Source organism: Microcystis flos-aquae FACHB-1344 (genome assembly GCF_014698375.1).
In the GTDB taxonomy this organism is placed as follows: Bacteria; Cyanobacteriota; Cyanobacteriia; order Cyanobacteriales; family Microcystaceae; genus Microcystis; species Microcystis aeruginosa.
In genome coordinates this window covers 1-23534 of the sequence record NZ_JACJSW010000175.1, presented here as the reverse complement: position 1 = coordinate 23534, position 23534 = coordinate 1, and the positions used below count along the sequence as shown (strand labels likewise).

Genomic DNA, 23534 nt, shown 5'->3' with positions numbered 1-23534 from the left:
TTCAGACTCTTATTCTGTTTTTTATCTATTAAGGACAGATTTTCAACAGTATCACCAAAAAACTCTTTTATTACGCTGGCAACACTATCTCCTTGTGGCGATCGCTGTCTCGTAAGAGTATTGGCAAAAATAAATAACCTTTTATTAGATCACGAAAGACTTTTGCAAGAGGTCTACTGATTATTTATTCCCCTTTTTGCATGAGTGCATGAGTAGAAAAAGGGTTTCTCGGAGAAACCCGTTTTCTGTGCGTTACTCAACGGATTTAGTAGACCTCTTGCATAAATCCGAAAACAAACGATAGAAACAATAATGGGAGGGACTTTCAGTTAATTATTTATTAGTAGTTGATAATCTTCAAAAATGTTGCTGTACAAGGATCGACTTAAGACTTTTGCAAGAGGTCTAGTATCAACCCTCATAGTAGGGTTAATTCATGAATTAACCCTACCCTTGATAAGGGTGATAATAGCTTCAATTTCCTCGCGACTTTTCTGGGGGAAATCGCTTTAAGAGTTCCTGCTTGGAACAATGGAGAAGTAAAGGGGTAAATTCTTCCGGAGACAGTTGTAAAATCCGGCTGATAATAGCTTGAATTTCTGGGTCTAACTCACCAAAACGGACTCGGAGCAGGTTTTCCACCACCAGACGTTTCCCCTCTTGCAGACCCCGTTCTAGACCCCGTTCTAGACCCCGTTCTAAACCCCGTTCTAGACCCCGTTCTAGACCCCGTTCTAAACCCCGTTCTAGACCTTGTTTTTCTCCTTCGGCCAGTGCCTCTTGATAGACTCTCGTTTGTTTTAAATCACTTAGTTCAAACATAGCTTCAATTTCCTCGCGACTTTTCTGGGGGAAGTAGTAGGGTTAATTCATGAATTAACCCTACCCTTGATAAGGGTGGTAATAGCTTCAATTTCCTCGCGACTTTTCTGGGGGAAATCGCTTTAAGAGTTCCTGCTTGGAACAATGGAGAAGTAAAGGGGTAAATTCTTCTGGGGACAGTTGTAAAATCCGGCTGATAATAGCTTGCAGTGGTGGGTCTAACTCACCAAAACGGACTCGGAGCAGGTTTTCCACCACCAGACGTTCCCCCTCTTGCAGACCCCGTTCTAGACCCCGTTCTAAACCCCGTTCTAGACCCCGTTCTAGACCCCGTTCTTCTCCTTCGGCCAGTGCCTCTTGATAGACTCTCGTTTGTTTTAAATCACTTAGTCCAAACATAGCTTCAATTTCCTCGCGACTTTTCTGGGGTAATTTGTAAATGATGATACTTTCGATTAGGTCAATTAACTGCCGTTGACTGGACTGGTCGGTGATTTCTTCTCTGGTCCGCTCGATTAGGGTTTGAGCAGTCCTCACCGCTGCCGTTTCCGACTCTACTACTAATTTAATCACACCGATTCCTAAGGAGGGATGGGACACCTGGGGCAATTCATCGAGATAAATGCGTCTAACGCTTGATAAATTGAGGATTTCGCCAAAATGTAGCGATTGTTCCCGTTCCACCCCACGATGGGGATAAATGACGACAATTTGCCAGGGGTGAGGTGGTCGATATTGTTTTAGAAATAGGAACAATTCCGCAAAAAGTCGATAGTATAAGCTGTCGTCCGCTTGGAACTGCACTTCCACTAGGTAGAGGGGTTGCTGACTATCTTCTCTGAGTGGTATAAATAAGCCATCGAGACGGAAAGAGAGTTGTTTCACCTCTTGGGAGGTAAATTGATAGTTTGCTGCTCCCGGTTGCGGTTGTCCGATTAGGTCAAAAAAACTGTCGGGAAAGCGCAGGAAGATTTGGTAAAAGAGACTGTCAGTTTTCACGAGAAATCTCGCTTCTAGGGTTTATTGGCAATGCCGAATCGTTTGGCTAAACGGTTAATACTCTAGTATTAATAGGCATTGTATAATTTTTTCTCCTTGCTGTCACCAACAAAAATCTAGGGGACATGGCTCTTTTCCTGTATAATCAAGTCTTAATTTTATGACTTGTCATTATATTTGAGGAAAATCTATGAATTGGACAGAAGGATATGTATCGGAAGTTAACTACACTAGCGGCTTTTACGGCGAGTTAAGTCCCCTAAAATTAGGTTTAGCGACTCTGATTAAATCGATTCACCCCCCCCGATTCTAGTCGAGAATTTACCTATTGTGAATTGGCCTGTGGTCAGGGTTTTACCACGAATATTTTAGCGGCTACCTATCCCCAGTCCCAATTTTATGCCAATGATTTCAACCCTAGCCATATCGCCACGGCTAGAGATTTAGCGGCCAAGGCGGGAATGAAGAATATTCTTTTCTTTGATGATAGTTTTGAGGAATTTTTAGAGCGAGATTTACCTCAATTTGATTTCATCAGTCTGCCCGGAATTTATAGCTGGATTAGTGCCAGAAATCGCCAAGCAATAGTTAATTTTATTCGCCGCAATCTCAAGGTGGGGGGATTAGTTTATATCTCCTATAATGCCCTTCCGGGTTGGTCGGCGGCGATGCCGATGCAAGCTTTAATGTTACGTCATGGTCAACATAGTTCCGAACCAATTTTAACCCGCATTGAACAGGCACTTAATTTTACGGGAGAATTATTAGAAGCTAATGCTAGTTATTTTGTTCAAAATCCAATTTTAAAAAATCGTTACGAGCGCCTGAAGGAACAAAATCGTTATTATTTAGCTCACGAGTATTTCAATCAGGAATGGAATTCTTTTTACTTCGATGAAGTAGCGAAAGAATTAGAGGATGCTAAACTTAAATATGTGGGTTCTGCCCATATTAATGACCATATTGATACGGTCAATCTCTCACCAGCAGCTCAAGAAAAATTAGCAAAAATCAGCGACCCAATCTATCGGGAAGTGGTGCGAGATTTCTTTGTTAATAGCCAATTCCGTCGTGATATTTTTAGTCGAGGCTCTTTAAGTTTAACCAGCCAAGAACAGCTTAAACAACTACAAGAAACCCGGTTTGCTCTGCTGGTTAATCCCGCAAATATCAAGTTCGAGCATCAGTTTCCCGTGGGAGAAGTTAAGTTACAGGAGGCAGTTTATCAGCCAATTTGTCAGGTTTTGGCGGAATCTCCCCAAACTTTACTGCAACTGCAAAATCACCCCAAAACCTCAAATATTAACTTAAATGGTCTTTACCAAGCTCTTATGATTTTAACTGGTATTGGCTATATTCATCCTGCTGTCGATGAGCAAACTTGCCAAGAACGGAAACCATCTACTAATGCTTTTAATAATGCAGTGAAAACCAAAGCAATCTATAGTGAGGAATTAAACTTTTTAGCTTCTCCTTTGATTGGGACTGGAGTAGTGGTCAATCGTTTAGAACAATTATTCCTCTTGGCTAAATCCTCTAACCAAGATGCCGTACAATTTGTTTGGCAAAATTTGGCAATTCAAGGCAAAAAAGTGGTTAAAGATGGGAAAACTTTGGAAACAGAGGAGGAGAATATTACTCATCTGAAAACAGTGTACGAAGAGTTTAGTAAAGAACGTTTACTAACATTGCAAAAACTAGGTATTGAGTAAATACTAAGTAAGTAATCTCATTGTAACTGGCTACTTAGTTGATGATAGGTGGTGCGTTACGACGGATTTTTACCTTCAAGTCAAAGCAGCAATTTTTGCTGTTACGTTTTACTACTTAGTGGTGCGTTACGACGGATTTTTACCTTCAAGTCAAAGCAGCAATTTTTGCTGTCTAACGCACCCTACGTTTTACTACTTAGTGGTGCGTTACGACGGATTTTTACCTTCAAGTCAAAGCAGCAATTTTTGCCGTCTAACGCACCCTACGTTTTACTACTTAGTTGATGATAGGTGGTGCGTTACGACGGATTGTTACTTTCAAGTCAAAGCAGCAATTTTTGCCGTCTAACGCACCCTACTGGACTGTTTCAACTAAAATAGGGCAATAGATTTCGGCTTAAAGTCTTAGATTATAGAATTTATAGCATTTTTCTAATACACCAAATTAGCTGAAACAGTCCACTACGTTTTGCTGAAAAGGTCGTTAACACAGTAACATCTACTAGCTGCATCGCTTTCACTAGCGGGGAATATTGACCCCGACAATTGTTACTTTCTGGGGGTATCGGGGGAAGCACCCAGAATCTGAGATACTTCCCCTATCTTGACTAATCTCTGTGCCTTGACAAGAGCCAGTCAAAAACCCCCACCCTAGCTAGGTTGGACGAGATTATTTAAGCCATAAACCACTTTAGCGCTGATAATCTTGTCCTTATCGGTAAGTTCTTCTAATACCTCTTTTCCCTGGACTAAATAGCCAAAAACCGAATAACGACCATCCATGAGATTAAACCCCGGAGGAGTTAATTCATTATCGAATTTAAAGAAAAAGAATTGCGAGGAACCTCCGTTAGGATTAGTATCCGGACGCGCTAGGGCCACTGCACCGAAAGCGTTAAAAGGTAAGGCGAGACTGGGTAAGTAAATCCCTAATTCTTCGAGAGTATTGCCATAAACTGGTTCTTCTTCCCCTTTAATCAAAATTTCTAAGGGAATAGAGCGATATTGCTTAGTTTTCGGGTCAACAAAGCCCTCTTCTGCACCGACGGGATCCCCGGTTTGCACAACGAAATTATCTTCGCTGCGAATGAAGGGTAAACCGTCATAAAAACCCCGTTGGACTAAATCCACAAAGTTACCCCCATTAACCGGAGCGCTGTAACCATCCACAACGATGGTTAAATCCCCTTTGGTGGTCTGCATCTCTACGCTGGCACGTCCTCGCAATTGCGGCAAGTTAGCGTATTCCGGGGGAACGTTAAAGGGAAAACCCACCACCATTAATTCTTCTAAAGCGGTGATATTATTGAGCAATTCCCGTCTGGTTGACCAAACTGCCTCTTTATCTTTCGCTTCTACGGCCGTATCGAGGTCTGCCACTCCCGTTTTGAGTTTTTCGATTAATTCCTCCCCTTGGCTTTTACTTGCTTCGGGAACACTATCTAAGATAGCCTTGCTTTTGGTAGAAAGGGCATAATTGGCATCCTTGACATCTTTTTTAATCGGACTCCAACGTTTGGCCCGCAGATGTTTGGCAATATCTTCGATCGATTGTTGCACTTGACGAATTGGTTTATTATCTATGGGTAAGGCATTGCGTAAAATAGCAGTGGGATCCGTTACCGCATCACCCTGAGCAAGCACAGCTAAAGCAGGGGCAGTCCCCTTAGCCGTGAACAGACTTAAGATTAAAAATAGTGCTAGGGCAATACTAGCACCGCTTTTTAAGAAAAATTTGCCCCATTCCCGTAATCTTGTCTTTATTTTCATATTTTGGTCGGTTCCTCAATGGCCATACCTATCCAAAATACTTGTAGGCTTTTAGGGGAACCCTTGTCAATAGCTGAGAAAACTGATCGAAGTCATCAGTTATCAGTTATCAGTTATCAGCTCCTGAAGGACGCAAAGCGCCCTAAAAAGAAAAAGAGAAACTAGGGACAAGCCCTGATATTCTAAATCTGGAAGTATCCTGAACTCAAACCGGAGTAACAATGGTGTCATCAGACCCGATTATCAGCAAAGGTTGCTAGGAAAGAGGAAAAAAGAATGGGCGAGACGAGGATTAACTCGTGAACCCGTGGTCGAGAATCAAGTAAAAAACCCTTCCTAGAACCAGGGTACTTCCCCGATCATAACTCGGAGCCAAGAAAGCCATGACCAAATCCCGAAACAAGTCTTCAAAAACCCAAAGTAGTGACCAGAAGTTAAACATCATCAATGCCAAGGCGGCGGGAATTGACCTGGGAGCCAGAGAACATTGGGTCTGTGTCCCCCAAGAAGTGTGTCAGGAGAATACCAGGAGTTTTGGTTGTACCACTCCCGATTTGCTATTGTTAGCCGATTGGTTAGAAGAGTGTGGTATCACCAGTGTGGCGATGGAATCCACTGGAGTTGAATGGATTCCCCTGTTTCAAATCTTAAGTGAACGCCAGTTCCAAGTCTTTCTCGTCAACGCCAAAAGCGTCAAAAATGTCCCAGGGAGAAAAAGCGATGTGCTCGACTGTCAATGGTTGCAGTAATTGTACAGTTAGGGGTTACTCGCCCCCTCTTTTGTTCCCGAAGGAGAAATAGTAGTTCTGAGGAGTTATTTAAGACAAAGAGAAAATCTGATTAGAAGTGCTGCCAGTCACATTCAGCGACTGCAAAAAACCCTAACCCAGGTCAACTTACAACTCCATAAAGTGATTACTGATGTGACGGGAGTAACTGGATTAAATATCATCAGAGCGATTATTGCCGGCGAAAGAAGTCCCAAGAAATTAGCCCAATTAGCCGACCGTAGGATTAAAAGTTCTCCCGCACAAATCGAGGCGGCTTTAACGGGAAATTATCGCGAGGAAATGGTCTTTATTTTGCATCAAGAACTGTCCCTCTATGAATTTTACCAACAACAAATAGCGGCTATTGATGCTGAAATTGAACAATGTTTGGCCAAATTTCCCTCAGTGACAGAAGAACTACCTCCGCCTTCCGTCAAGAAGAATCACCGTCGAAAAACCCATCCCCCTTTTGATTTACATGGTCATCTCTATCGCCTCAGCAATTCTCATTTTGAAATAAATAGAGCATTAACCCCGATTTTGGCATTGAAAAATAGTACAAAAAAACTATTTTCGAGGAGAGGCGATCACTAAAAAAACAATTGGTTGGACAAATTAAGTATAAATACTCAAGCAATCAAAGGGGTTAGCTGAGAACGAACGGGGTAAATTCAGGAAGATAGTTCTGTTTTTAGAATAGGGAATTCAAGGGAAATAAAAATTTATAATTATTGTCAGCTAAGGTAAAAAGGGTGAGTTAGAAATCCACCAGCACGTCAAATTATTCCCACATTCCGCACCCTCAACTGTCACATAAGCTGTCCCCCTCCAGAGACTTGAGTAAAAATACTTAGCTGGTGAAGGTTTTCTCGGTGGCCGCTAGGGGGTCTTGAGACCCCTAATTATGAAAAAATAGGAATTGTTGGAAAACTGAGGCAGTGGACTGTTCGACCATGAATCAATCAACAGAAATTGAAGTCAAAAATCTAGACCATCTGGGATTAGTAGCCGGAATTATCGATGAAATAGGAATCGTTGAAATTATCAACGAACAAGTCTCAATTGAGCGAGGAGAAATTGTCACAGCGGGGCAAGTCGTCAAAGCAATTATCCTGAATGGATTGGGATTTGTCTCCGGGGCCTTGTATTTATTTCCTCAATTTTTTGAAGATAAAGCAACCGAACATCTGCTGGGAGAGGGCATCGAACCCAAACAATTAAATGATGATCAAATTGGTCGAGTAATGGACAAACTTTATCAACTGGATGTTTCGGTCATTTTCCTACTGATTAGTTTAGCAGCCGTGAAAAAATTTGGTGTAGCGACCGAGAATTGCCATTTAGATTCGACTTCTCTATCAGTAGAAGGAGAATATAAAAAGGAATACCCAACAGTAGAAATCCTGAAATCAGGAGCAGTGGGAGAAGAAATTGAAACCAGACAACAGCCAATAAAAATTACCTACGGATACTCCCGCGACCGACGACCTGACTTAAAACAATTTATGATTGACTTAATCGTAAGTGGGGATGGAGATGTACCTTTATTCCTGAAAGTAGGGGACGGAAATGAAGCGGACAAAGCGGTTTTTGGTCAAATCGCCCGAGAATTTCAAAAACAAGTTGACTTTGACAGTTTAATAGTCAGCGATAGCGCCCTCTATAGCAAAGAGAATTTAAAAAGACTAATGAAATAAATGCGTTGGTTATCTCGAGTCCCCTTCAGCATTAAAGAGGCTCAAGAGTTAGTCGATAGCATCTCAGAAAAAGAGTTAACCGATGCAGAAATACCGGGTTATTCCTGGCGGGAAACAAGCTCTAACTATGGGGGAATAGAACCAAGATGGTTGCTAGTTGAAAGTCAAACTAGAAAAGAATCAGACTTGAAAAAATTAGAGAAAAAAATCGAGCAAGAAAAGAATTGGGCATAAGAAAAAATCCGCCAACTATCCCGAAGAGAATTTGAGAATAGAGCGGTGGCGTTGGCGATAGTCAAGGGATTATCTGACTCCTTAAAATCTCATCGGTTAACTGAGATTAAAGGGAATTACTTTCAAGCTGACTCGAAGAAATTAAAAGCCAAACTGACCGACAATTCCCCCTCTCAATTCTACCGAATTCAAGCCGAATTAGAGTTGAATTTGGTAGCCATTGAGAGGCTAAAGAAACGAGCAGGACGATTCGTTTTAGCAACTAACGAATTGGAGAAACAACGATTAAGCAGTGAGGATATACTCAAAAAATATAAAGGGCAACAAGCTCCGGAAAGAGGATTTTCTTTTCTCAAAGACCCCTGCTTTTTTGCCCACAGTGTCTTTCTCAAATCTCCCCAGAGAATTGAGGTCATGGCCATGCTTATGGGCTTGTGCCTGTTGGTTTATACTATTGGTCAAAGACAACTTCGCCTGAATTTAAAACAGCAGGAGACGGGACTGAAAAATCCGTTGGGTAAGTTAACTGACCGACCAACATTACGCTGGATATTTCAGGGCTTTCAAGGGATTCATCTCCGACCTATTCAAGACAATCAAAAGATTAGTAACTTAACGGATGAGAGGCGCAACATTTTGAGATTTTTCCCCAAACCTTGCCAGGAATATTATCTCTTATCTTGACCAGATGGATTGACTTCAAGGGGTGACAAAACAAAGCGAGCAACTGGAACATCTCCCCCTAGATGTTAAGTCTGATTGCCCAGTCATTCTCAACAAGCACTGTTTATTGAGAATGACTGGGGCAACCCTGAAATTTTCGGCTTAGTTGCCGGCAGCTTGCCGCCAACTCACTCCTCTAGATAAGTATTTTGACTCACGCTCCTTCCTCTTTTGAGACGTTGTGACACTTAGGGTGCGGAATGTGGGTAGTATTAGAGCTGCGGGCAGTCGATGAGAGATTCTTGGGGACGAACCTAGCTAAAAATACCTCCACGCAATCGGTCAACCCGATTACGTTAAAATCAAAAGCAGGATACTGTGTATGACGGAAAAACTCGATGAACTCAGCGATTAAAGCGGTACAAACTGCCTATTATGGGGATGCAGCCTATCGGACACCACCACCGGACTTAGAATCTCTCCTGCTCAAAGAGAGAATTGTCTATCTGGGGTTGCCCTTATTTTCCTCCGATGATGTCAAGCGCAATGTCGGGGTGGACGTGACGGAATTAATTATCGCGCAACTGCTCTACCTGCAATTTGACGATCCCGAAAAACCGATTTTCTTCTATATCAACTCTACCGGCACATCCTGGTACACGGGGGACGCGATCGGCTACGAAACGGAAGCTTTCGCCATCTGTGACACCCTCAACTACATTAAACCTCCCGTTCATACTATCTGTATCGGACAGGCGATGGGAACTGCAGCGATGATTCTTTCTGCAGGAACCAAGGGTTTTCGCGCCTCCTTACCCCACGCTACCATTGTTCTCAACCAAAATCGCACCGGGGCCCAGGGACAAGCCACCGATATCCAGATTCGTGCCAAGGAGGTAATCGCCAACAAACAGACGATGTTGGAAATTTTCTCGAAAAATACGGGTCAAACCACCGAAAAACTGGCGAAAGATATGGATCGCACCTTCTATCTCACCCCACAACAGGCGAAAGACTACGGATTAATCGATCGCGTTCTCGAAAGTCGCAAGGAACTACCGAAACCCCTCGCCCAAGTTAGTTAAGATTTATTACAAATTAGCAGGAGTTGTTACCAATTATGCCTATCGGTGTGCCAAAAGTTCCCTACCGTCTGCCGGGTAGCCAATACGAACAGTGGATTAGCATTTACAGCCGTCTTTCGGTGGAACGCATTCTTTTTTTGGGGCAGGAAGTCACCGACGGGTTAGCCAATGCCCTTGTGGCCCAAATGCTTTATCTCGACTCGGAAGACCCCACTAAACCCATCTATCTCTATATCAACTCGCCGGGGGGTTCCGTTACCGCCGGTATGGCCATCTACGACACCATGCAGTACATCAAAGCGGAAGTGGTGACTATTTGTGTGGGATTAGCGGCCTCTATGGGGGCATTTTTACTGGCTTCCGGTAGTCCGGGTAAGCGTCTCGCCCTTCCCCACGCGCGGATTATGATTCACCAACCCATGGGCGGAACTGGGCGCCGGCAAGCGACGGATATCGACATTGAAGCTAAGGAAATCCTGCGTATTCGCCAGCAATTAAACGAAATTATGGCTAATCGCACTGGACAAACCATCGAACGCATCGAAAAAGACACTGACCGCGATTATTTCCTCTCCGCCGAGGAAGCCGTCGCCTACGGTTTAATTGATAAGGTGGTGGAGGGAAGACCGGCTTAAGTCAGTCAGAGGTTAGAACAGGCGAGAAACCTGTTCTAACTGCCATTGGAGAAACTTCCTTAGATGGTAGGTTGGTTGATCGGATAATCCCATAAGAGGGTATGGAATTTTTAGCAACTTTAGAAACAGGCTTGATCTCTGCCGTGGCAATCATCAAGTTTTGCCTAGAAAGTATTTCGATCGCTTGTGTGGTGATCGGATTAATTAAAACCCTACAATTAGCTTGGCAGTCTAATCGTCACCGTCGCAGTCTTCCCCCTTTTTCCTTCAATCAAATTCGCATTCGTTTCGGTACTTGGCTATCTTTAGCCCTAGAGTTTCAGTTAGGTGGAGACATCGTGGCTACTACCGTCACACCTACTATAGAAGCCTTGGCACAACTCGCCCTCATCGCTATTATCCGAACTTTCCTCAACTATTTCCTCAGCCAAGAATTGGAAACGGAATTGTCCATGGAAAAAGAGCGATCGCAACTAGCAGCCCAGGACAATCTCAGGGATTTTTAATGCCAAAAAAAGGTGAGTTGACAATCACCTGACCTAACCCCTGATAAGCTGTTGACTATTGAGGGTATGCTAAAAAAGTTTTTCAGCAAGCTCTAGATAGTCAACAGCTTATTACTTTTGATCGCCCACTGGCTCAATTCCGTGCGATTATGAAGACCGGTTTTATGAAGCATATTCGACACATGGCTTTCGATTGTCCGTTGACTAACATTGAGTTTTGCGGCGATTTCCCGATTAGCCAGTCCTTGTGCGACCAATTGTACTACTTTTAATTCCGTTGGGGTTAATTCCACATTACCCTGGACTTGAACAGGGGTGACATCCGGGGAATGGTGGCGGGAGGTGCGTTTCGGCAACCGGCCTGCTTGTTTGAGGGAAGACTCCACCCGGGCCACTAATTCTTCCGGTTCAAAGGGTTTGACCATATACACATCGGCCCCGGCGGTTACACCTGTTATCTTGTCCTGACTTTGACCCTTAGGGGAGAGAAAGATCACGGGAATGCAACTAAAACGACTGTCCTGACGAATTTTTTCGAGGAAGGCATAACCGTCCATTTCCGGCATCATCAGATCACAGATAATCATATCGGGCATTTCCCCTGCTTTGGCAGCATTTGCCCCGCGTTCGAGGATTGCCAGGGCCTCCCGACCGTTTTCTGCGGTTGTCACCCTATAACCACGAAACTCTAGATAATCCTTCACCAAAAGTATTAAATTCGGGTCATCGTCGATTAATAAAAGTTGTTTATTGTCTTTGTTGGTCTCTTTCATCGCTATTTTCCAGGCTGCAGGGTTGGGGGAATGGAGACGGACAAAGGATCGACAGGCACTCATGCAACAGGTAGTTAGATATGTGCAATTAATTGTGTCTAGCTACTTATCTTAATCGATCGAATCAGTGATTTCAGTTAGTTTTAACCCTGTTTTCCTCTATTGTTTCGGGTTCTTCTTCTGGACAGTTCAGAGAAATTGCCGGTAAATCGTGGCGAAGAAAAGCATATTCGGTGACGATTTGATTACCGATTAGGTGTTCTTGGATAATTCTTTCGATCGCTTCTCTGTTTACCCTTCGATACCAGACTCCTTCCGGGTACACTAATAAAATCGGCCCTTGGCTACAAACCCGCAAACAGTTGGCTTTAGTGCGAAAAATACAGCCCGGACGGTCTGCCCTAGGGCGATCGAGTTCTAATTCACTTAACCGCTTCTTTAAATAATCCCACACTTCTAACCCTTCTTCCTTGTCACAGCATTTTGGCTTAGTCTGATCGCAGCAGAGAAATAGATGACGCTGGATCTGGGCCAATCCCAACTTAGCCACATTTTCCCCCAAGATATCTCTGGTGTCCGCTTCTTCCATAAATTTTTTTTATCAACTAAACTCTTGACATTGAACAGAAAATGTGCATAGCCGACTAAAATTTCGGTTTGAGGATGTAACGATAGATGAGATAAACGATAGCGGCAAGGATTAAAGCGCTTAAAACTGCGCTGACTAGGCGTAAAATCGCCGTTAAAATCGAAAGAGCCACAAAAACCCCCGCCACTGCCACGACTACCTGTGCCGGTGTGGAGAGGCTGCCGTACCAAGTTTTCACTTTTTCGAGAGTGGCAGCGAAACTAACCGGGGTAGCAACGGGGGGAAAATCGTCGGTTTCGATTTCCACTTCCACTTCCTCTGGGGTATATTTAGTATCGAACGGTTCGGGAGACTGCATAAACACTCAAGCTACTTAACACTTCATCCCTATTTTATCGGTGATTGGGGTTAACAGGGGTTGAGGCCAGATCAATGTAACAATGAGTTTATCCATAGCTAAACGACTGGAATCTATGAGCCTATCGACTCCCACCGTTACCGCCATCAATTATCCTGATGCTACCATCACTAGGGCCGAACGCGCCCTCTGTTGTTCTCCTTTCCGTGTCACCCTATTCGCCGCTATGCTTGAGCAAAGTGTATCACTTTTAAGCATCCCTGGTGCTGGGGGTTTAGAGAAAGGTTATACTTCCAGACTGCTGACGGAAGCAGCAGTGGAAAGATATCTTCTCTGGTTGATTAAAGTGGGAATTTTGCGGCGCGAAGTAGATGGACAGGGGATAACCGATAGTTTTCGTCTCACTCCTTTGGGGAGGAAATTAATAGAAAAATGGCAACCCCAAGGGGACTTTTTCCCTAAACCCACTTTCTGGCAAAGATTTTTAAATACTCTGCAACGTTGGTTTTCTTTTTAATGCTGTTAAGGTGAGGAGTCGGGAGTCGGTCGTCAGGAGTCAGGATTCTCCGAGTCGGTCGTCAGGAGTCAGGAGATAGGAGATTATTTTATTTATTCTCCCCACACCCCACACCCCACACCCCACACCCCACTTCCCACACCCTACACCCCACTTCCCCACTTCCCCATCTCCCCATCTCCCCACTTCCCCACTTCCCAATTCATAATTCCTAATTCCTAATTCATAAAAATTCAATACTCAACCCAAAAAACTAGATGAAAGCAATTATGGTAGTGGGGACAACATCCCACGCGGGTAAATCTTTTTTAACTGCGGCTTTATGTCGTTTATTCAACCGGAAAGGTTGGCAGGTAACACCCTTTAAAGGTCAGAATATGGCCCTTAATGCCTATGTTACCGCCGGAGGGGGAGAAATGGGTCACGCCCAGGCGGTGCAAGCATGGGCCGCGGGGACAATTCCCCGGGTAGAAATGAACCCAATTTTATTAAAACCCCAGGGAAATATGACCTCTCAGGTGATTATTAAAGGTAAGGCTGTTGGTGTCACCACGGCAGCGGATTATTATCAGAATTATTTTGACCAAGGTTGGCAAGCAATTAAAGAATCTTTAGCTAAATTATCAACAGAATTTGATCTAGTTGTCTGTGAAGGTGCGGGAAGTCCGGCGGAAATAAATCTCAAACATCGCGATTTAACTAATATGCGGGTGGCTAAATATCTCGATGCCGCTACTATTTTAGTGGTGGATATTGATCGCGGGGGGGCTTTTGCTCACGTCGTCGGTACGTTAGAATTATTAGAACCGGAGGAAAGAGCTTTAATTAAAGGTATTGTGATCAATAAATTTCGCGGACAAAAATCTCTCTTAGATTCAGGGATTACTTGGCTAGAAAATTATACCAAAATTCCCGTGTTGGGAGTTCTTCCCTATAGTGATATCTTTTTAAGTGCCGAGGATTCTCTCAGTTTACTCGATCGCCCCGCCCAAAAACCCAAAGCTGAAGTAAATATCAGTGTCATTCGTCTGCCTCATATCGCTAATTTTACTGATTTTGACCCTCTCTGTGGCGAAGCAACGGTCAATGTACGTTATCTAGAATTACAGGAATCTTTAGGTGATCCCGATGGGGTAATTATCCCCGGTTCTAAAACCACTGTCGCTGATTTAATTGCTCTTAATCAAAGTGGTATGGCTAATCAATTACAAGCCTATCACCAAAGGGGAGGTATTATCTTTGGCATCTGTGGTGGTTTGCAAATGTTAGGGCGATTAATCCTGGATACTGACCATCGAGAAGGTCTCGAAAGTGAGGCAGCTGGCTTAAATTTACTGCCCTTAAAAACGGTAATTACTGCCGAAAAAATTACCCGTCAACGACAAGTTTTATCCAATTATCCCCAAGCTGGTTTACCGGTAATGGGATACGAAATTCACCAGGGAATAAGCGAATGGGAAAGTGAATCGGGTTATCAAAAAATGTTCGAGGAAGATGCTAGTCTGGGAATTGTCAATGATTCTCTCTCAATTTGGGGCTGTTATTTACATGGTATCTTTGATAATGGTTCCTGGCGAAGAAATTGGCTAAATCATCTGCGTCAGCGTCGCGGTTTATTATCTTTGCCTACGGGAATTGCTAACTATTGCGAACAAAGAGAAATAACCCTAGATGCTATGGCTAATTTAGTGGAAGAACATTTAAATCTTCAACCTATTTTTTCTCATTTGTAAGGAGTAATTATGACTATTGCAGTGCGTTTTTTACCCGATGATATCATCATAGAAGCGGAAACGGGAGAACTATTATTAGATGTGGCCAAAAAAGCAGGAATTGACATTCCTACCGGCTGTTTAATGGGTTCCTGTCACGCTTGCGAGGTAGAATTAGATGATGGTACTCAAATTTGTAGTTGTATTACTGGTATCCCCGGCGATCGAGATTCTTTAACCGTTCATTTATACTCCGATCCGCTTTGGTAGTTGTTCAGGTTTTCTGATAACAGAAGTCAGCTATTAATGTTAAGTTTACGACTTCTAACTGGGAGAATAATGGCTCGGCGACTTCTCGTCTAGGGGAAGGTTTTTGATTTTTGCAAGATGTACATTGACAATAGTATATGCAATATATTCATAAAATACTATGGTATATCGTATCAATGGGATGTGACAATAAATTTCACTAAACCCTTGACAAAAGTTACTTTCTGTATTACCTTTCGACAGTAGTGGTGCTGCCACGGGAAATACTTACATATTAACTATCTTAAAATATGTCAGATTATTATCATTATCAAAATTCTTGCTGTGGGACTGCCCACGCTTATTTGCTACCTTCTCTAAGTCAGATTTTTGCCGATCTTGCTCCTCCTGAAAAGCGTATTTTTGACCTCGGTTGTGGCAACGGTTCGATCGCTAATTGGTTATCAGAAAAAGGATTTCAAGTCAGTGGCTGCGATCCTTCCGAATCGGGGATAGCAGAGGCAAAAAAAGCCTATCCTGAACTTGATCTATACGTTGGCTCCGCCTATGATGATCTGGCTAGTAAATTTGGTACTTTTCCGCTGCTAATTAGTTTGGAAGTGGTAGAACACGTCTATGCCCCGCGCAATTACGCTAAGACCGTTTATAATCTGCTGCAACCCGGAGGATATGCGTTGATATCCACTCCCTATCATAGTTATCTCAAAAATTTAGCCCTAGCGGCTACGGGTAAGATGGACGAGCATTTTACCGCTCTTTGGGATCACGGACATATTAAATTTTGGTCGGTCAAAACCATCTCAGAACCATAGCGCTTTTCACGTTAATGAGTTATCGACAAGTTTTGCCAACAAAGGGTTTAAGCCTCTTGCCCATGCCTCATTCTGATGAAAACTGCCATAATCACACAATAGCCTCTTCTGATTTCTGTGCGGAAACGAGATCTATACTGATAGTTTCTTCCGCGGCTCGACGGAGCTTCGCCGAACGTCAAAATAGTCTTAAAAGTCTTGTCCCGTAAGCATTTTGCGTTCCACAAGAAAAAATTATCACACAAAGTCGAGAAGAGCCCACAATAAATACAGACAATAGCTTATGAATGCATCACGAACAAGTTTTCAAGCTGGTTGGTTAAATTTAGAGCAGGAATTAGTTTTACTTTTAACAGCAACAATTAATATTAAAGGTATGCCGAAAGCCTATCCAACTGTTCCTGAGCAAAGACAGGAAGATTACTATAATTCCCTGAAGTATTATATTAATTTTCATCCTCGTATCAAAAAAATACTATTTGTGGAAAATTCTGGTTGGCCTCTTGAGCGATTGCAAGAAACGACTCAAGAAAATCCCCATAACAAACAAATTGAATTTATTTCACTAGATGCCAATGATTTTCCTCGTAATTTTGGCAAAGGTTACGGCGAAACCCTATTAATAGAGCAGGGAATTCTAAAATCAGCACTGGTCAAAGAGTCTTCTTATATTGCCAAGATAACTGGTAGAATTTATCTTCTCAATATGACGGATATTTTAGAGAGGGTTAAAAGTCCCTTTGAGTGTTTATGTGATTTTAAATGGCCGATTTGGCAACAATTACAGAACAAACAAAATAATCCTTCCTATGCAGATACTCGTTTTCTTGTCTTTAGCAAATGCTTTTATGAAAGCTACCTGCAGCCGATGCACAAAAATCATCAGCAGGGTTGTTTTTATAGTGAACATCAATATTATCAAGCTATTAATTTAGCATCACAATCGGCTAATGTTTGTAAAAGGTTTCCCGTTGAACCGAAATTTTCTGGTATTGCGGGACATTTTGGGGGAAAAGACTATAATAGTCGTTCCGAACAGTTGAAATACGCAATTCGTGTCTTGACTCGTCAAACTATGCCTTGGCTATATCTGTAAAGGGTCGTGCTTAGTGGCGTATAAAAGTCAGTGGAGCCTCAACCACAGAAAAGGTGGCGTTTGACCCCGTTGTGAAGTAGTGAAATTTTTGTTACAATAAGGCGGTAAGCTGTTCATAACTTAAATTGCTTGTTGAGACGAGGCAAGAGGCAAGAGGCAACAGTAAAGGGATTGGAGGAGATTCGCCTAATCCAAGAATAAGCAGTTTAAATACGTCTTAGCTTAACTGATTATGTCTCGTCGTCAACTGTTGAGTTTTTTAAGTACAGTAATTCTGGCATTTTTTGCCCTTATTCCCGATGCTAACGCTTTAGGTGGCCTCCAACCCCCTTTAAATTAACCTGCACCCGATTTTACCCTACCGACTAACACGGGAGAAGGGAATATTTCCCTATCGGACTATCGGGGTAAAGGGAAAAGAAGATTTATAGTCATTTCAGATAAGTCTGATACAGTCTAAACCGACAAAAGCCTTATGAACTCTGGGATTGATATTCTCAATCTTAATTGAAATGACTATAGTTTAGGTAAAGTGATGGCTAAACTTCCTCATACTTCCTTTTCAGCGATTGCTATTACTTTTTTAGTCATGAATCTTTCTAACCTGTTGAGGCAGGTTTTTTGGGCTTTTTTATGTCTGATACCAAATCCGTTTTTAATAGTGTGATTAACTCCCAAGTTATGAATTGTTTCTCCCTGCTCCCTGCTCCGCTGCTTCCCTATACCTTATTAAACAGGATTTAGTATGAAATGGGAAAACAGCACTTTTTCTCGGTCAATGATTATGATAAGTTATAATTTATGGATTAATCAACAACGGAAGATTATAGTTGTAGCTAAGTGAAATCATTGATTAAGAGACCTGTACTTTTCAATAACTTTTTCAGCAGACCCTATTTAGGGGGTAAATCCTGCCATTCACGGTGCCGAAGTTTTAGCACGTTTAGAGGAATTACGGGCGAGTTCTTGAAATTTAAAGATAATTTGCTTTGTTTGAGAACAAATGATCCAGATTGTTCTACCTTTTTATAGCGCTTTTCACGTTACTGAGGTATCGACAGGTTTTGCCAACAAGGGGTTTAAGCTCCTTGCCCATGCCTCATTCTGATGAAAACTGCTATATTTTCTGGTCAAATATAGCGGTTTTCGTCTAATAATGTATAGTAAATACCTTGATAGATAGGTGTTTCAGCGTTTCAGTCGGGACTCACTTCTGTGAAAACCGCTATATTAACAGAAGCTAATTTATCGGTAGAAAAAGTCTATCGTATTGGTCGTATTGCTCCCTTAGCAAAGACGATGATTATTCTCGCTCGTCGGGATCGATAAATCAGTACCTTATGGATGACTTGGTATAGTTATCTTTCCGCTGCTGTTGTTGTCGCAATGGGCTAGGAATAGTCAAACTTGGGAACAATCCAAGCCGCTATAATAGCCAATAAAATAACAATCTCTAAGACTTTATATAAGTTAAGAGATTGTAGCCACTGCCAAGTATTGGCTAGACGCAAATTTAACCGCCATTGACGTAATTGAGATAACCATAATTTCGGGCTATCTTGTTCACGAAAACCCCATTTAAGAATAGATAATAATAGGGGAATCCCTCCCACTTTAGCAGTCATGAGTAGGTGCAGGATCAGAACTACTGCCATAATTAACCAACTGATCAAATGGGCATAATACCAAAAGTGATTTAATTCCCCTTCCGGTAGCCATTTGGAATCCATCATCCGGCCACTATACAAGGCAAAAGTTAGGGCAAAAAGAGTCAAAGTATTGACTAAACGATGGAGACTATACCACCAAATCGGCTTACCAAATTGGGTTAATTTGTTAAGAGAATCACTTTGAATTAATCTTTTGTTGCCGCGACGAAAAGCATAGATAGCAAAAACGGGAAAAATAATCAGAGTATAGAGGCCAAAAGTGCCATGAATACTTTCAATTTCTTGATATTCTGGTAAGGGCAGTTTTAACCAACGACCGTCAAAAGTATCATAGGTCCAATAGGCCGTAACCATGGCGGCAATGAGGGCAATTCCCGTGAATCCGTGCAGAATTCGCAGTAAAAGAGGTTGATAAGGTTGATTAGTTTTCATGAACTCGATCGATACAATGGGGTATGTAAACTTGCCCAGATACTATGTTAACTAATCCTTGGCTCGTCGCTGTTCTTCTCAATACCGTCCTCCTCGGAATCGCCTGGATTGCGCCAAAAAAGCTCTTAACTCGGATGGGTTATCTCCATGCTTGGGTTTTAGGGGTGATTGTCTGGGGAAGCTTGGGATGGCGCGGTTATCTAATTGTTTTATTCTATTTCCTCGTCGGGTCTACTGTCACCCGCATCGGTTTAGCGCGCAAGGAAGCGGAGGGAATTGCCGAAAAAAGAGCGGGGGTGCGCGGTCCTGAAAATGTCTGGGGTTCCGCTTTAGCGGGGGCAATTTGCGCTATCCTAAGTCTTTTTGCCGCTTCTCCCTGGGATTACCTCTTAATACTCGCTTATGTGGCTAGTTTTAGCACCAAATTAGCCGATACTACTGCCAGTGAGGTGGGCAAAGCTTATGGTAAAACTACTTATCTAATCACTAATTTTAAATCCGTCCCCCGGGGAACAGAAGGGGCTGTTAGTTTAGAAGGAACGATCGCTGGTTTGTTGGCAGCCACGGCTATTTCCCTGTTAGCATGGGCTATCGGTGCGATCGATCTTATCGGTGTGTTATGGTGTGTAATTGCGGCATTTATCGCCACCAATATCGAAAGTCTCATCGGCGCTACCCTACAAACCCGCTTTCTGTGGTTAACTAATGAATTGGTCAATGTGATCAATACGGTTATCGGTGCGATCGTGGCTATACTGTTAAGCTTGCTCTGGTCTTTCCGCTAAAATTAAGTGACTAAAAAAATTTTTCAGAGAATATCTATGCTAAAGTGGCGTTTTTGTGCATTGTCCCTGCTTTTACTGCTAATTACTGCCTGTGGGACGGAAAATCAATCTAATTCTAGTTCTAACACCGCAAGTAGTCCCGATGCTGGCCGCTTGCAAACGGTGAAAAATCGCGGTAAGTTAATTTGTGGCATTAACGGAGAAGTGTCGGGGTTCAGCTTTGTTAATGAAAAAGGCGAATATTCGGGCTTAGATGTGCAAATTTGCCGAGCTATCGCTGCGGCTCTCTTTGATGATCCCTCTAAAGTCGAATATCGTAAACTTAGCCCCCAAGAGAGATTTACTGCCGTACAGACGGGAGAAGTGGATATCCTCAGTCGCAACACCACCTGGACGATTAACCGGGATACCGCCCTGGGGATGGAGTTTATCACCCCGGTTTTCTATGATGGTCAGGGAATTATGGCCACGAAAGCCAGTAATATTAAGAAATTAGAAGATTTAAGCGGAAAGTCCATTTGTGTGCTGTCGGGAACCACCACGGAACAAAATCTGGCCGATGCCATGGCAAAAGCGGCAGTTCAAGGTTATAAACCGATCGTTTCCGATGATGTGGAGGCCTTATATACAGCTTATCAGGCGGGGCGTTGTCAGGCTGTCACTTCCGATCGCTCCCAATTGGTAGCCCGGCGCTCGGTTTTTCCCCGACCGCAGGATCATCAATTATTAGAAGTGGTAATATCTAAGGAACCCTTGGCCCCGGCCGTGGCCGATGGTGATCCCGCTTGGTCGAATGCCGTCCGCTCGATCGTTTTTAGTTTAATTCAAGGGGAAGAATTCGGGATTAACTCAGAAAATATTGCCACTTTTGCCGATAGCAAAGACCCCAGTATTCGGCGCTTTTTGGGTATCGATGAGAAGTTGGGCGAAGATATGGGTTTACCCAATGATTTTGCCCAAAGAGTCTTAAAACAGGTGGGTAATTACGGTGAAATTTATGAGCGTGAAATCGGTAAACCCCTACAACTCGATCGAGGTTTAAATAATCTTTGGACAAAGGGGGGTTTATTGTATTCTCCTCCTTTTCGTTAGTTTTAAGATTGTGTTTCCTGACGGGGAATATAGACCCCTATGGCCGCTGGAATAACTCGAAACATGGCGGGAGTAGTGCTAGTAATTTCGCCATCGGTGTTAATACTATGGGGTTTACGAGTCTGAATTTGAATTTCTTTCCCCTTAAGAGTTCTCACCCAAGATAATAAACCCTGTTGTCCTCGCGGTAATGTCCATAAAAGCGGGAAAATTTGCCACCAGTGTTCAATTTCTAGGCTATATAAATCTAACCTTTGATCGTCGATTTGGGCATCGTGAGCTATCGGCATTCCTCCCCCATAATAACGACCATTTCCGATCGCTATTTGTAGGGTTTTAACTTTGATATTTTGGCCATCAATACCGATCATAGCGGTAAAAGGACGAGTTTTACTTAATACCTGTAAAGCTGTCCAAGCGTAGGCCAAAATCCCCAAACGTCGCTTTAAACCCTTGTTCAGTTTTTGGGTAATTTTCACACTTAATCCTAAACTAGCCACGTTGAAAAAGTATTTATTATTTACCCAACCTAGATCGATATATTTTAAATTACCTTCCGCAATAATTCGACAGGCTTCGGCAATAGAATTCGGTATCCCTAAAGTCCGGGCTAAATCATTAGCCGTTCCCAGAGGTATAATGCCTAAAGGCAGTTGAGTTTCTACCAACATATCCGCCATAGCATTAAGAGTCCCATCGCCACCACCGACAATAACTAAATCAATACTAGAGCGATATTTTTCCAGCAAAAAAGGTATATCTTCTACCTTTTTCAAAGGGACGCTGATAATTTCAAAATCCCAATTATTGAGCAGATCAACAGTTTGAGCAAAGTTTTCTTTACCCTTGCGCGAGTGACGATTGATTAGTAGTAAAGCTCTTTTAGTCATAGGTAAGTTTCTCAGCAGTGCAGGGATAAAGGTTATGTAATTAGGAGTTGCTGAATAAATGTGAAATATAGACGAGGTAAGGGTTTTAGTGGCTGGTTTTGCGAAACAGGTGCAAGTCCTGTAGGGGCGAAGCATTCAGGCATAACCTATCGCTGAAACCGTAGATTTTCTATCCGAATCCTTCGCCCTTATTTTTTCAGCAAACCCTAATTAAATCAGAAAAAATATCAGGTGATTGTCAATAATTTAGCCCCATTGATCACTAAATTTTAGTTAATAGCCCTTTCTTCGAGAAAATGTTCTACCATTGCCCCTATGTATAATAGCAAATTCAGACCCCTCAAGGCCATGAACCGAAGATAATGGCAGACTATTACTTAATTTTACTGATAACAGGCGTTTTTTCGGGCTTATTAGCGGGTTTATTTGGTATTGGGGGTGGCACTATCTCCGTGGCGATCCTGTTAAATTTAGGCTACAGTTACGGGGAATCGGTGGCTACCAGCAGTTTAGCGATCGTTTTTACTTCCCTAGGGGGTACGATCCAAAATTGGCGATTAGGTTCCCTCAAATGGCAGCGAGTTCTCCTCTTAGGTTTACCCGGGATTTTTACGGCATTTATCGGGGTCTATCTGGTCAAATCTAGCCCCAAACACCTCCTAGAAGCGGCTTTTGGTTGTTTTTTACTACTCAATATCTATTTAACCAATCTCAAGCAAAATTTAAGCCAAAAAGAGCCAGTTTCTGCCCTTAGATTGCATCCTAATCTAGCCTGTCTGCTAACCGGAGGAATCGCTGGATTTCTAGCCGGTATTTTCGGAATTGGCGGTGGGGCGATCATGGTGCCACTACAAATGATTTTTTTGGCAGAAAAGATCAAAATCGCCATTGTCACCAGTTTAGGTGTGGTTTTACTCAATTCGATCGCCGCCTGTTTCGCTCATGCCCAAGCTGGTCATATTCTTTATCTAGAAGGGATTATTTTAGGTATCGGTGGTTCTATAGGTGTACAAGTAACCACTCGTTTTTTACCGAAATTACCCGATCGATTGGTGCGGATTACTTTTTATATTTTTCTGCTACTGATGGCCATTTATTTCTTCATCCGCGCTTGCTCTTAGACCGCATCAACGGACTCGTTAAATCTCAACTTTCTAACCCTTCCAGTCTCTCCCTGATGGGCTTTTTCCGTATTCATCAATAAAAAACGGAGAATACTTGACAAATTCGGGGGGGTAGAATGGCGGAGATTATTGCTTTTAATCGCTCATCTATGGGGTATAAATCTTAACTTTTCCCAGTATTAGCCATAACATTAGCTTGAATCAATCAAATCAAACAGGATTTAGTATAACAGAACCTCCTAGACATGAGGACATAAGGAGATTATGTCCCGTTTTGTATAGCTCTAACCTGTTTAACCTCTAATTCTAAGGCGGATGCGACTTGCTCAACGCTTAACCCTAAGGCTAACAAACGGGGGACCGCCTCTAATGCTTTGTTTAGTCTGCCTTGCTCAATGCCTTGCTCAATGCCTTGCTCAATGCCTTGCTCAATGCCTTGCTCAATGCCTTCCTGACGACCTTCCTGACGCGCTTCCTCGCGCACATCTTGAAAATACTGAGTTTGTTTTAATTCATCTAAA

At 42.7% G+C, this 23534-nt stretch carries 21 protein-coding genes and 5 pseudogenes; 17 read left to right on the top strand and 9 right to left on the bottom strand.

The window, feature by feature from the left end; genetic code table 11:
* Positions 1-474: 474 nt before the first annotated feature.
* Together H6G48_RS16755 and H6G48_RS16750 are read right to left on the bottom strand one after the other, a co-directional pair.
* A complete protein-coding gene (locus H6G48_RS16755; protein ID WP_190722574.1) occupies positions 475-822 on the bottom strand; it encodes an RpnC/YadD family protein in 348 nt (115 codons plus the stop codon).
* An 87-nt stretch (positions 823-909) separates the two neighbouring features.
* Positions 910-1821, bottom strand: coding sequence for an Rpn family recombination-promoting nuclease/putative transposase (locus H6G48_RS16750; protein WP_190722573.1), 912 nt, complete (start codon positions 1819-1821; stop codon positions 910-912).
* A 190-nt stretch (positions 1822-2011) separates the two neighbouring features.
* Between H6G48_RS16750 and H6G48_RS16745 the strand changes: the two are divergent.
* Positions 2012-3533, top strand: a pseudogene (locus H6G48_RS16745) (methyltransferase regulatory domain-containing protein).
* A 651-nt stretch (positions 3534-4184) separates the two neighbouring features.
* Here the strand turns inward: H6G48_RS16745 and H6G48_RS16740 are convergent.
* A complete protein-coding gene (locus H6G48_RS16740; protein ID WP_190722572.1) occupies positions 4185-5303 on the bottom strand; it encodes a peptidylprolyl isomerase in 1119 nt (372 codons plus the stop codon).
* A 383-nt stretch (positions 5304-5686) separates the two neighbouring features.
* Between H6G48_RS16740 and H6G48_RS16735 the strand changes: the two genes are divergently transcribed.
* From H6G48_RS16735 to H6G48_RS16710, 6 genes and pseudogenes are all read left to right on the top strand, one after another.
* Positions 5687-6052, top strand: coding sequence for an IS110 family transposase (locus H6G48_RS16735; RefSeq protein ID WP_190722571.1), 366 nt, complete (start codon positions 5687-5689; stop codon positions 6050-6052).
* Positions 6053-6214: 162 nt separating this feature from the next.
* A complete protein-coding gene (locus H6G48_RS16730; RefSeq protein WP_190722570.1) occupies positions 6215-6667 on the top strand; it encodes a hypothetical protein in 453 nt (150 codons plus the stop codon).
* Between the two features lie 359 nt (positions 6668-7026).
* Positions 7027-8688: pseudogene (locus H6G48_RS16725) on the top strand (IS1634 family transposase).
* A gap of 377 nt (positions 8689-9065) precedes the next feature.
* Positions 9066-9752 (top strand): ATP-dependent Clp protease proteolytic subunit, encoded by a 687-nt coding sequence (locus tag H6G48_RS16720; protein WP_045360910.1) that lies wholly within the window; start codon positions 9066-9068, stop codon positions 9750-9752.
* A gap of 35 nt (positions 9753-9787) precedes the next feature.
* Positions 9788-10387 carry an ATP-dependent Clp protease proteolytic subunit gene (locus H6G48_RS16715; RefSeq protein ID WP_002734165.1) on the top strand — a complete coding sequence of 200 codons (600 nt, stop codon included), beginning with the start codon at positions 9788-9790 and terminating at the stop codon, positions 10385-10387.
* Between the two features lie 101 nt (positions 10388-10488).
* Positions 10489-10893 (top strand): DUF1622 domain-containing protein, encoded by a 405-nt coding sequence (locus H6G48_RS16710; RefSeq protein ID WP_002762845.1) that lies wholly within the window; start codon positions 10489-10491, stop codon positions 10891-10893.
* Between the two features lie 92 nt (positions 10894-10985).
* On the opposite strand, the gene H6G48_RS16705 is transcribed toward H6G48_RS16710, so the two are convergent.
* The 3 genes from H6G48_RS16705 to H6G48_RS16695 form a co-directional block, all read right to left on the bottom strand.
* Positions 10986-11666, bottom strand: a complete 681-nt coding sequence (locus tag H6G48_RS16705; protein WP_190722569.1) for a response regulator transcription factor — start codon at positions 11664-11666, stop codon at positions 10986-10988.
* Positions 11667-11799: 133 nt separating this feature from the next.
* Positions 11800-12255, bottom strand: a complete 456-nt coding sequence (locus tag H6G48_RS16700) for a (2Fe-2S) ferredoxin domain-containing protein (RefSeq protein WP_190722568.1) — start codon at positions 12253-12255, stop codon at positions 11800-11802.
* A 55-nt stretch (positions 12256-12310) separates the two neighbouring features.
* A complete protein-coding gene (locus tag H6G48_RS16695) occupies positions 12311-12613 on the bottom strand; it encodes a hypothetical protein (RefSeq protein ID WP_002762842.1) in 303 nt (100 codons plus the stop codon).
* Between the two features lie 115 nt (positions 12614-12728).
* On the opposite strand from H6G48_RS16695, the gene H6G48_RS16690 reads away from it, so the two are divergent.
* From H6G48_RS16690 to H6G48_RS27530, 7 genes and pseudogenes are all read left to right on the top strand, one after another.
* Positions 12729-13130 carry an Npun_F0494 family protein gene (locus tag H6G48_RS16690; RefSeq protein WP_190722567.1) on the top strand — a complete coding sequence of 134 codons (402 nt, stop codon included), beginning with the start codon at positions 12729-12731 and terminating at the stop codon, positions 13128-13130.
* Between the two features lie 257 nt (positions 13131-13387).
* The gene (gene cobQ / locus H6G48_RS16685) at positions 13388-14863 is read left to right on the top strand and encodes a cobyric acid synthase CobQ (protein WP_190722566.1); all 1476 of its coding nucleotides are present in this window, start codon (positions 13388-13390) and stop codon (positions 14861-14863) included.
* 9 nt (positions 14864-14872) lie between these two features.
* Positions 14873-15112, top strand: a complete 240-nt coding sequence (locus tag H6G48_RS16680) for a 2Fe-2S iron-sulfur cluster-binding protein (protein WP_002775208.1) — start codon at positions 14873-14875, stop codon at positions 15110-15112.
* A gap of 290 nt (positions 15113-15402) precedes the next feature.
* A complete protein-coding gene (locus H6G48_RS16675; protein WP_242034671.1) occupies positions 15403-15924 on the top strand; it encodes a class I SAM-dependent methyltransferase in 522 nt (173 codons plus the stop codon).
* Between the two features lie 283 nt (positions 15925-16207).
* Complete coding sequence (locus H6G48_RS16670) at positions 16208-17020, top strand: hypothetical protein (RefSeq protein ID WP_190722565.1); 813 nt, start codon at positions 16208-16210, stop codon at positions 17018-17020.
* Positions 17021-17252: 232 nt separating this feature from the next.
* Positions 17253-17432 (top strand): annotated as a pseudogene (locus H6G48_RS16665) (peroxiredoxin); the annotation flags it as partial.
* Positions 17433-17537: 105 nt separating this feature from the next.
* Positions 17538-17864, top strand: a pseudogene (locus H6G48_RS27530) (hypothetical protein); the annotation flags it as partial.
* A gap of 547 nt (positions 17865-18411) precedes the next feature.
* On the opposite strand, the gene H6G48_RS16660 reads toward H6G48_RS27530, so the two are convergent.
* Entirely contained in the window at positions 18412-19122 is a 711-nt protein-coding gene (locus tag H6G48_RS16660; RefSeq protein ID WP_190722564.1) for a cytochrome b/b6 domain-containing protein, read from the bottom strand.
* A gap of 44 nt (positions 19123-19166) precedes the next feature.
* On the opposite strand from H6G48_RS16660, the gene H6G48_RS16655 reads away from it, so the two are divergent.
* Complete coding sequence (locus H6G48_RS16655; protein ID WP_190722563.1) at positions 19167-19907, top strand: TIGR00297 family protein; 741 nt, start codon at positions 19167-19169, stop codon at positions 19905-19907.
* A 36-nt stretch (positions 19908-19943) separates the two neighbouring features.
* Positions 19944-20999 carry an amino acid ABC transporter substrate-binding protein gene (locus tag H6G48_RS16650; protein WP_190722562.1) on the top strand — a complete coding sequence of 352 codons (1056 nt, stop codon included), beginning with the start codon at positions 19944-19946 and terminating at the stop codon, positions 20997-20999.
* A gap of 2 nt (positions 21000-21001) precedes the next feature.
* Here the strand turns inward: H6G48_RS16650 and H6G48_RS16645 are convergent, their stop codons facing one another.
* On the bottom strand, positions 21002-21889 hold the full coding sequence (locus tag H6G48_RS16645; RefSeq protein ID WP_002762832.1) for a lipid kinase: 888 nt from the start codon (positions 21887-21889) through the stop codon (positions 21002-21004).
* 362 nt (positions 21890-22251) lie between these two features.
* On the opposite strand from H6G48_RS16645, the gene H6G48_RS16640 reads away from it, so the two are divergent.
* On the top strand, positions 22252-23010 hold the full coding sequence (locus H6G48_RS16640) for a sulfite exporter TauE/SafE family protein (RefSeq protein WP_190722561.1): 759 nt from the start codon (positions 22252-22254) through the stop codon (positions 23008-23010).
* Positions 23011-23275: 265 nt separating this feature from the next.
* Here the strand turns inward: H6G48_RS16640 and H6G48_RS16635 are convergent.
* A pseudogene (locus H6G48_RS16635) lies at positions 23276-23534 on the bottom strand (Rpn family recombination-promoting nuclease/putative transposase); the annotation flags it as partial.

Excerpts from the sequence above, each read along its gene's own strand:
- H6G48_RS16755 (WP_190722574.1), bottom strand. The coding sequence starts at position 822 with ATGTTTGAACTAAGTGATTTAAAACAAACGAGAGTCTATCAAGAGGCA.
- H6G48_RS16740 (WP_190722572.1), bottom strand. The coding sequence starts at position 5,303 with ATGAAAATAAAGACAAGATTACGGGAATGGGGCAAATTTTTCTTAAAA.
- H6G48_RS16735 (WP_190722571.1), top strand. The coding sequence starts at position 5,687 with ATGACCAAATCCCGAAACAAGTCTTCAAAAACCCAAAGTAGTGACCAG.
- H6G48_RS16720 (WP_045360910.1), top strand. The coding sequence starts at position 9,066 with ATGAACTCAGCGATTAAAGCGGTACAAACTGCCTATTATGGGGATGCA.
- H6G48_RS16715 (WP_002734165.1), top strand. The coding sequence starts at position 9,788 with ATGCCTATCGGTGTGCCAAAAGTTCCCTACCGTCTGCCGGGTAGCCAA.
- H6G48_RS16710 (WP_002762845.1), top strand. The coding sequence starts at position 10,489 with ATGGAATTTTTAGCAACTTTAGAAACAGGCTTGATCTCTGCCGTGGCA.
- H6G48_RS16705 (WP_190722569.1), bottom strand. The coding sequence starts at position 11,666 with ATGAAAGAGACCAACAAAGACAATAAACAACTTTTATTAATCGACGAT.
- H6G48_RS16700 (WP_190722568.1), bottom strand. The coding sequence starts at position 12,255 with ATGGAAGAAGCGGACACCAGAGATATCTTGGGGGAAAATGTGGCTAAG.
- H6G48_RS16695 (WP_002762842.1), bottom strand. The coding sequence starts at position 12,613 with ATGCAGTCTCCCGAACCGTTCGATACTAAATATACCCCAGAGGAAGTG.
- H6G48_RS16690 (WP_190722567.1), top strand. The coding sequence starts at position 12,729 with ATGAGCCTATCGACTCCCACCGTTACCGCCATCAATTATCCTGATGCT.
- cobQ (WP_190722566.1), top strand. The coding sequence starts at position 13,388 with ATGAAAGCAATTATGGTAGTGGGGACAACATCCCACGCGGGTAAATCT.
- H6G48_RS16680 (WP_002775208.1), top strand. The coding sequence starts at position 14,873 with ATGACTATTGCAGTGCGTTTTTTACCCGATGATATCATCATAGAAGCG.
- H6G48_RS16675 (WP_242034671.1), top strand. The coding sequence starts at position 15,403 with ATGTCAGATTATTATCATTATCAAAATTCTTGCTGTGGGACTGCCCAC.
- H6G48_RS16670 (WP_190722565.1), top strand. The coding sequence starts at position 16,208 with ATGAATGCATCACGAACAAGTTTTCAAGCTGGTTGGTTAAATTTAGAG.
- H6G48_RS16660 (WP_190722564.1), bottom strand. The coding sequence starts at position 19,122 with ATGAAAACTAATCAACCTTATCAACCTCTTTTACTGCGAATTCTGCAC.
- H6G48_RS16655 (WP_190722563.1), top strand. The coding sequence starts at position 19,167 with ATGTTAACTAATCCTTGGCTCGTCGCTGTTCTTCTCAATACCGTCCTC.
- H6G48_RS16650 (WP_190722562.1), top strand. The coding sequence starts at position 19,944 with ATGCTAAAGTGGCGTTTTTGTGCATTGTCCCTGCTTTTACTGCTAATT.
- H6G48_RS16645 (WP_002762832.1), bottom strand. The coding sequence starts at position 21,889 with ATGACTAAAAGAGCTTTACTACTAATCAATCGTCACTCGCGCAAGGGT.
- H6G48_RS16640 (WP_190722561.1), top strand. The coding sequence starts at position 22,252 with ATGGCAGACTATTACTTAATTTTACTGATAACAGGCGTTTTTTCGGGC.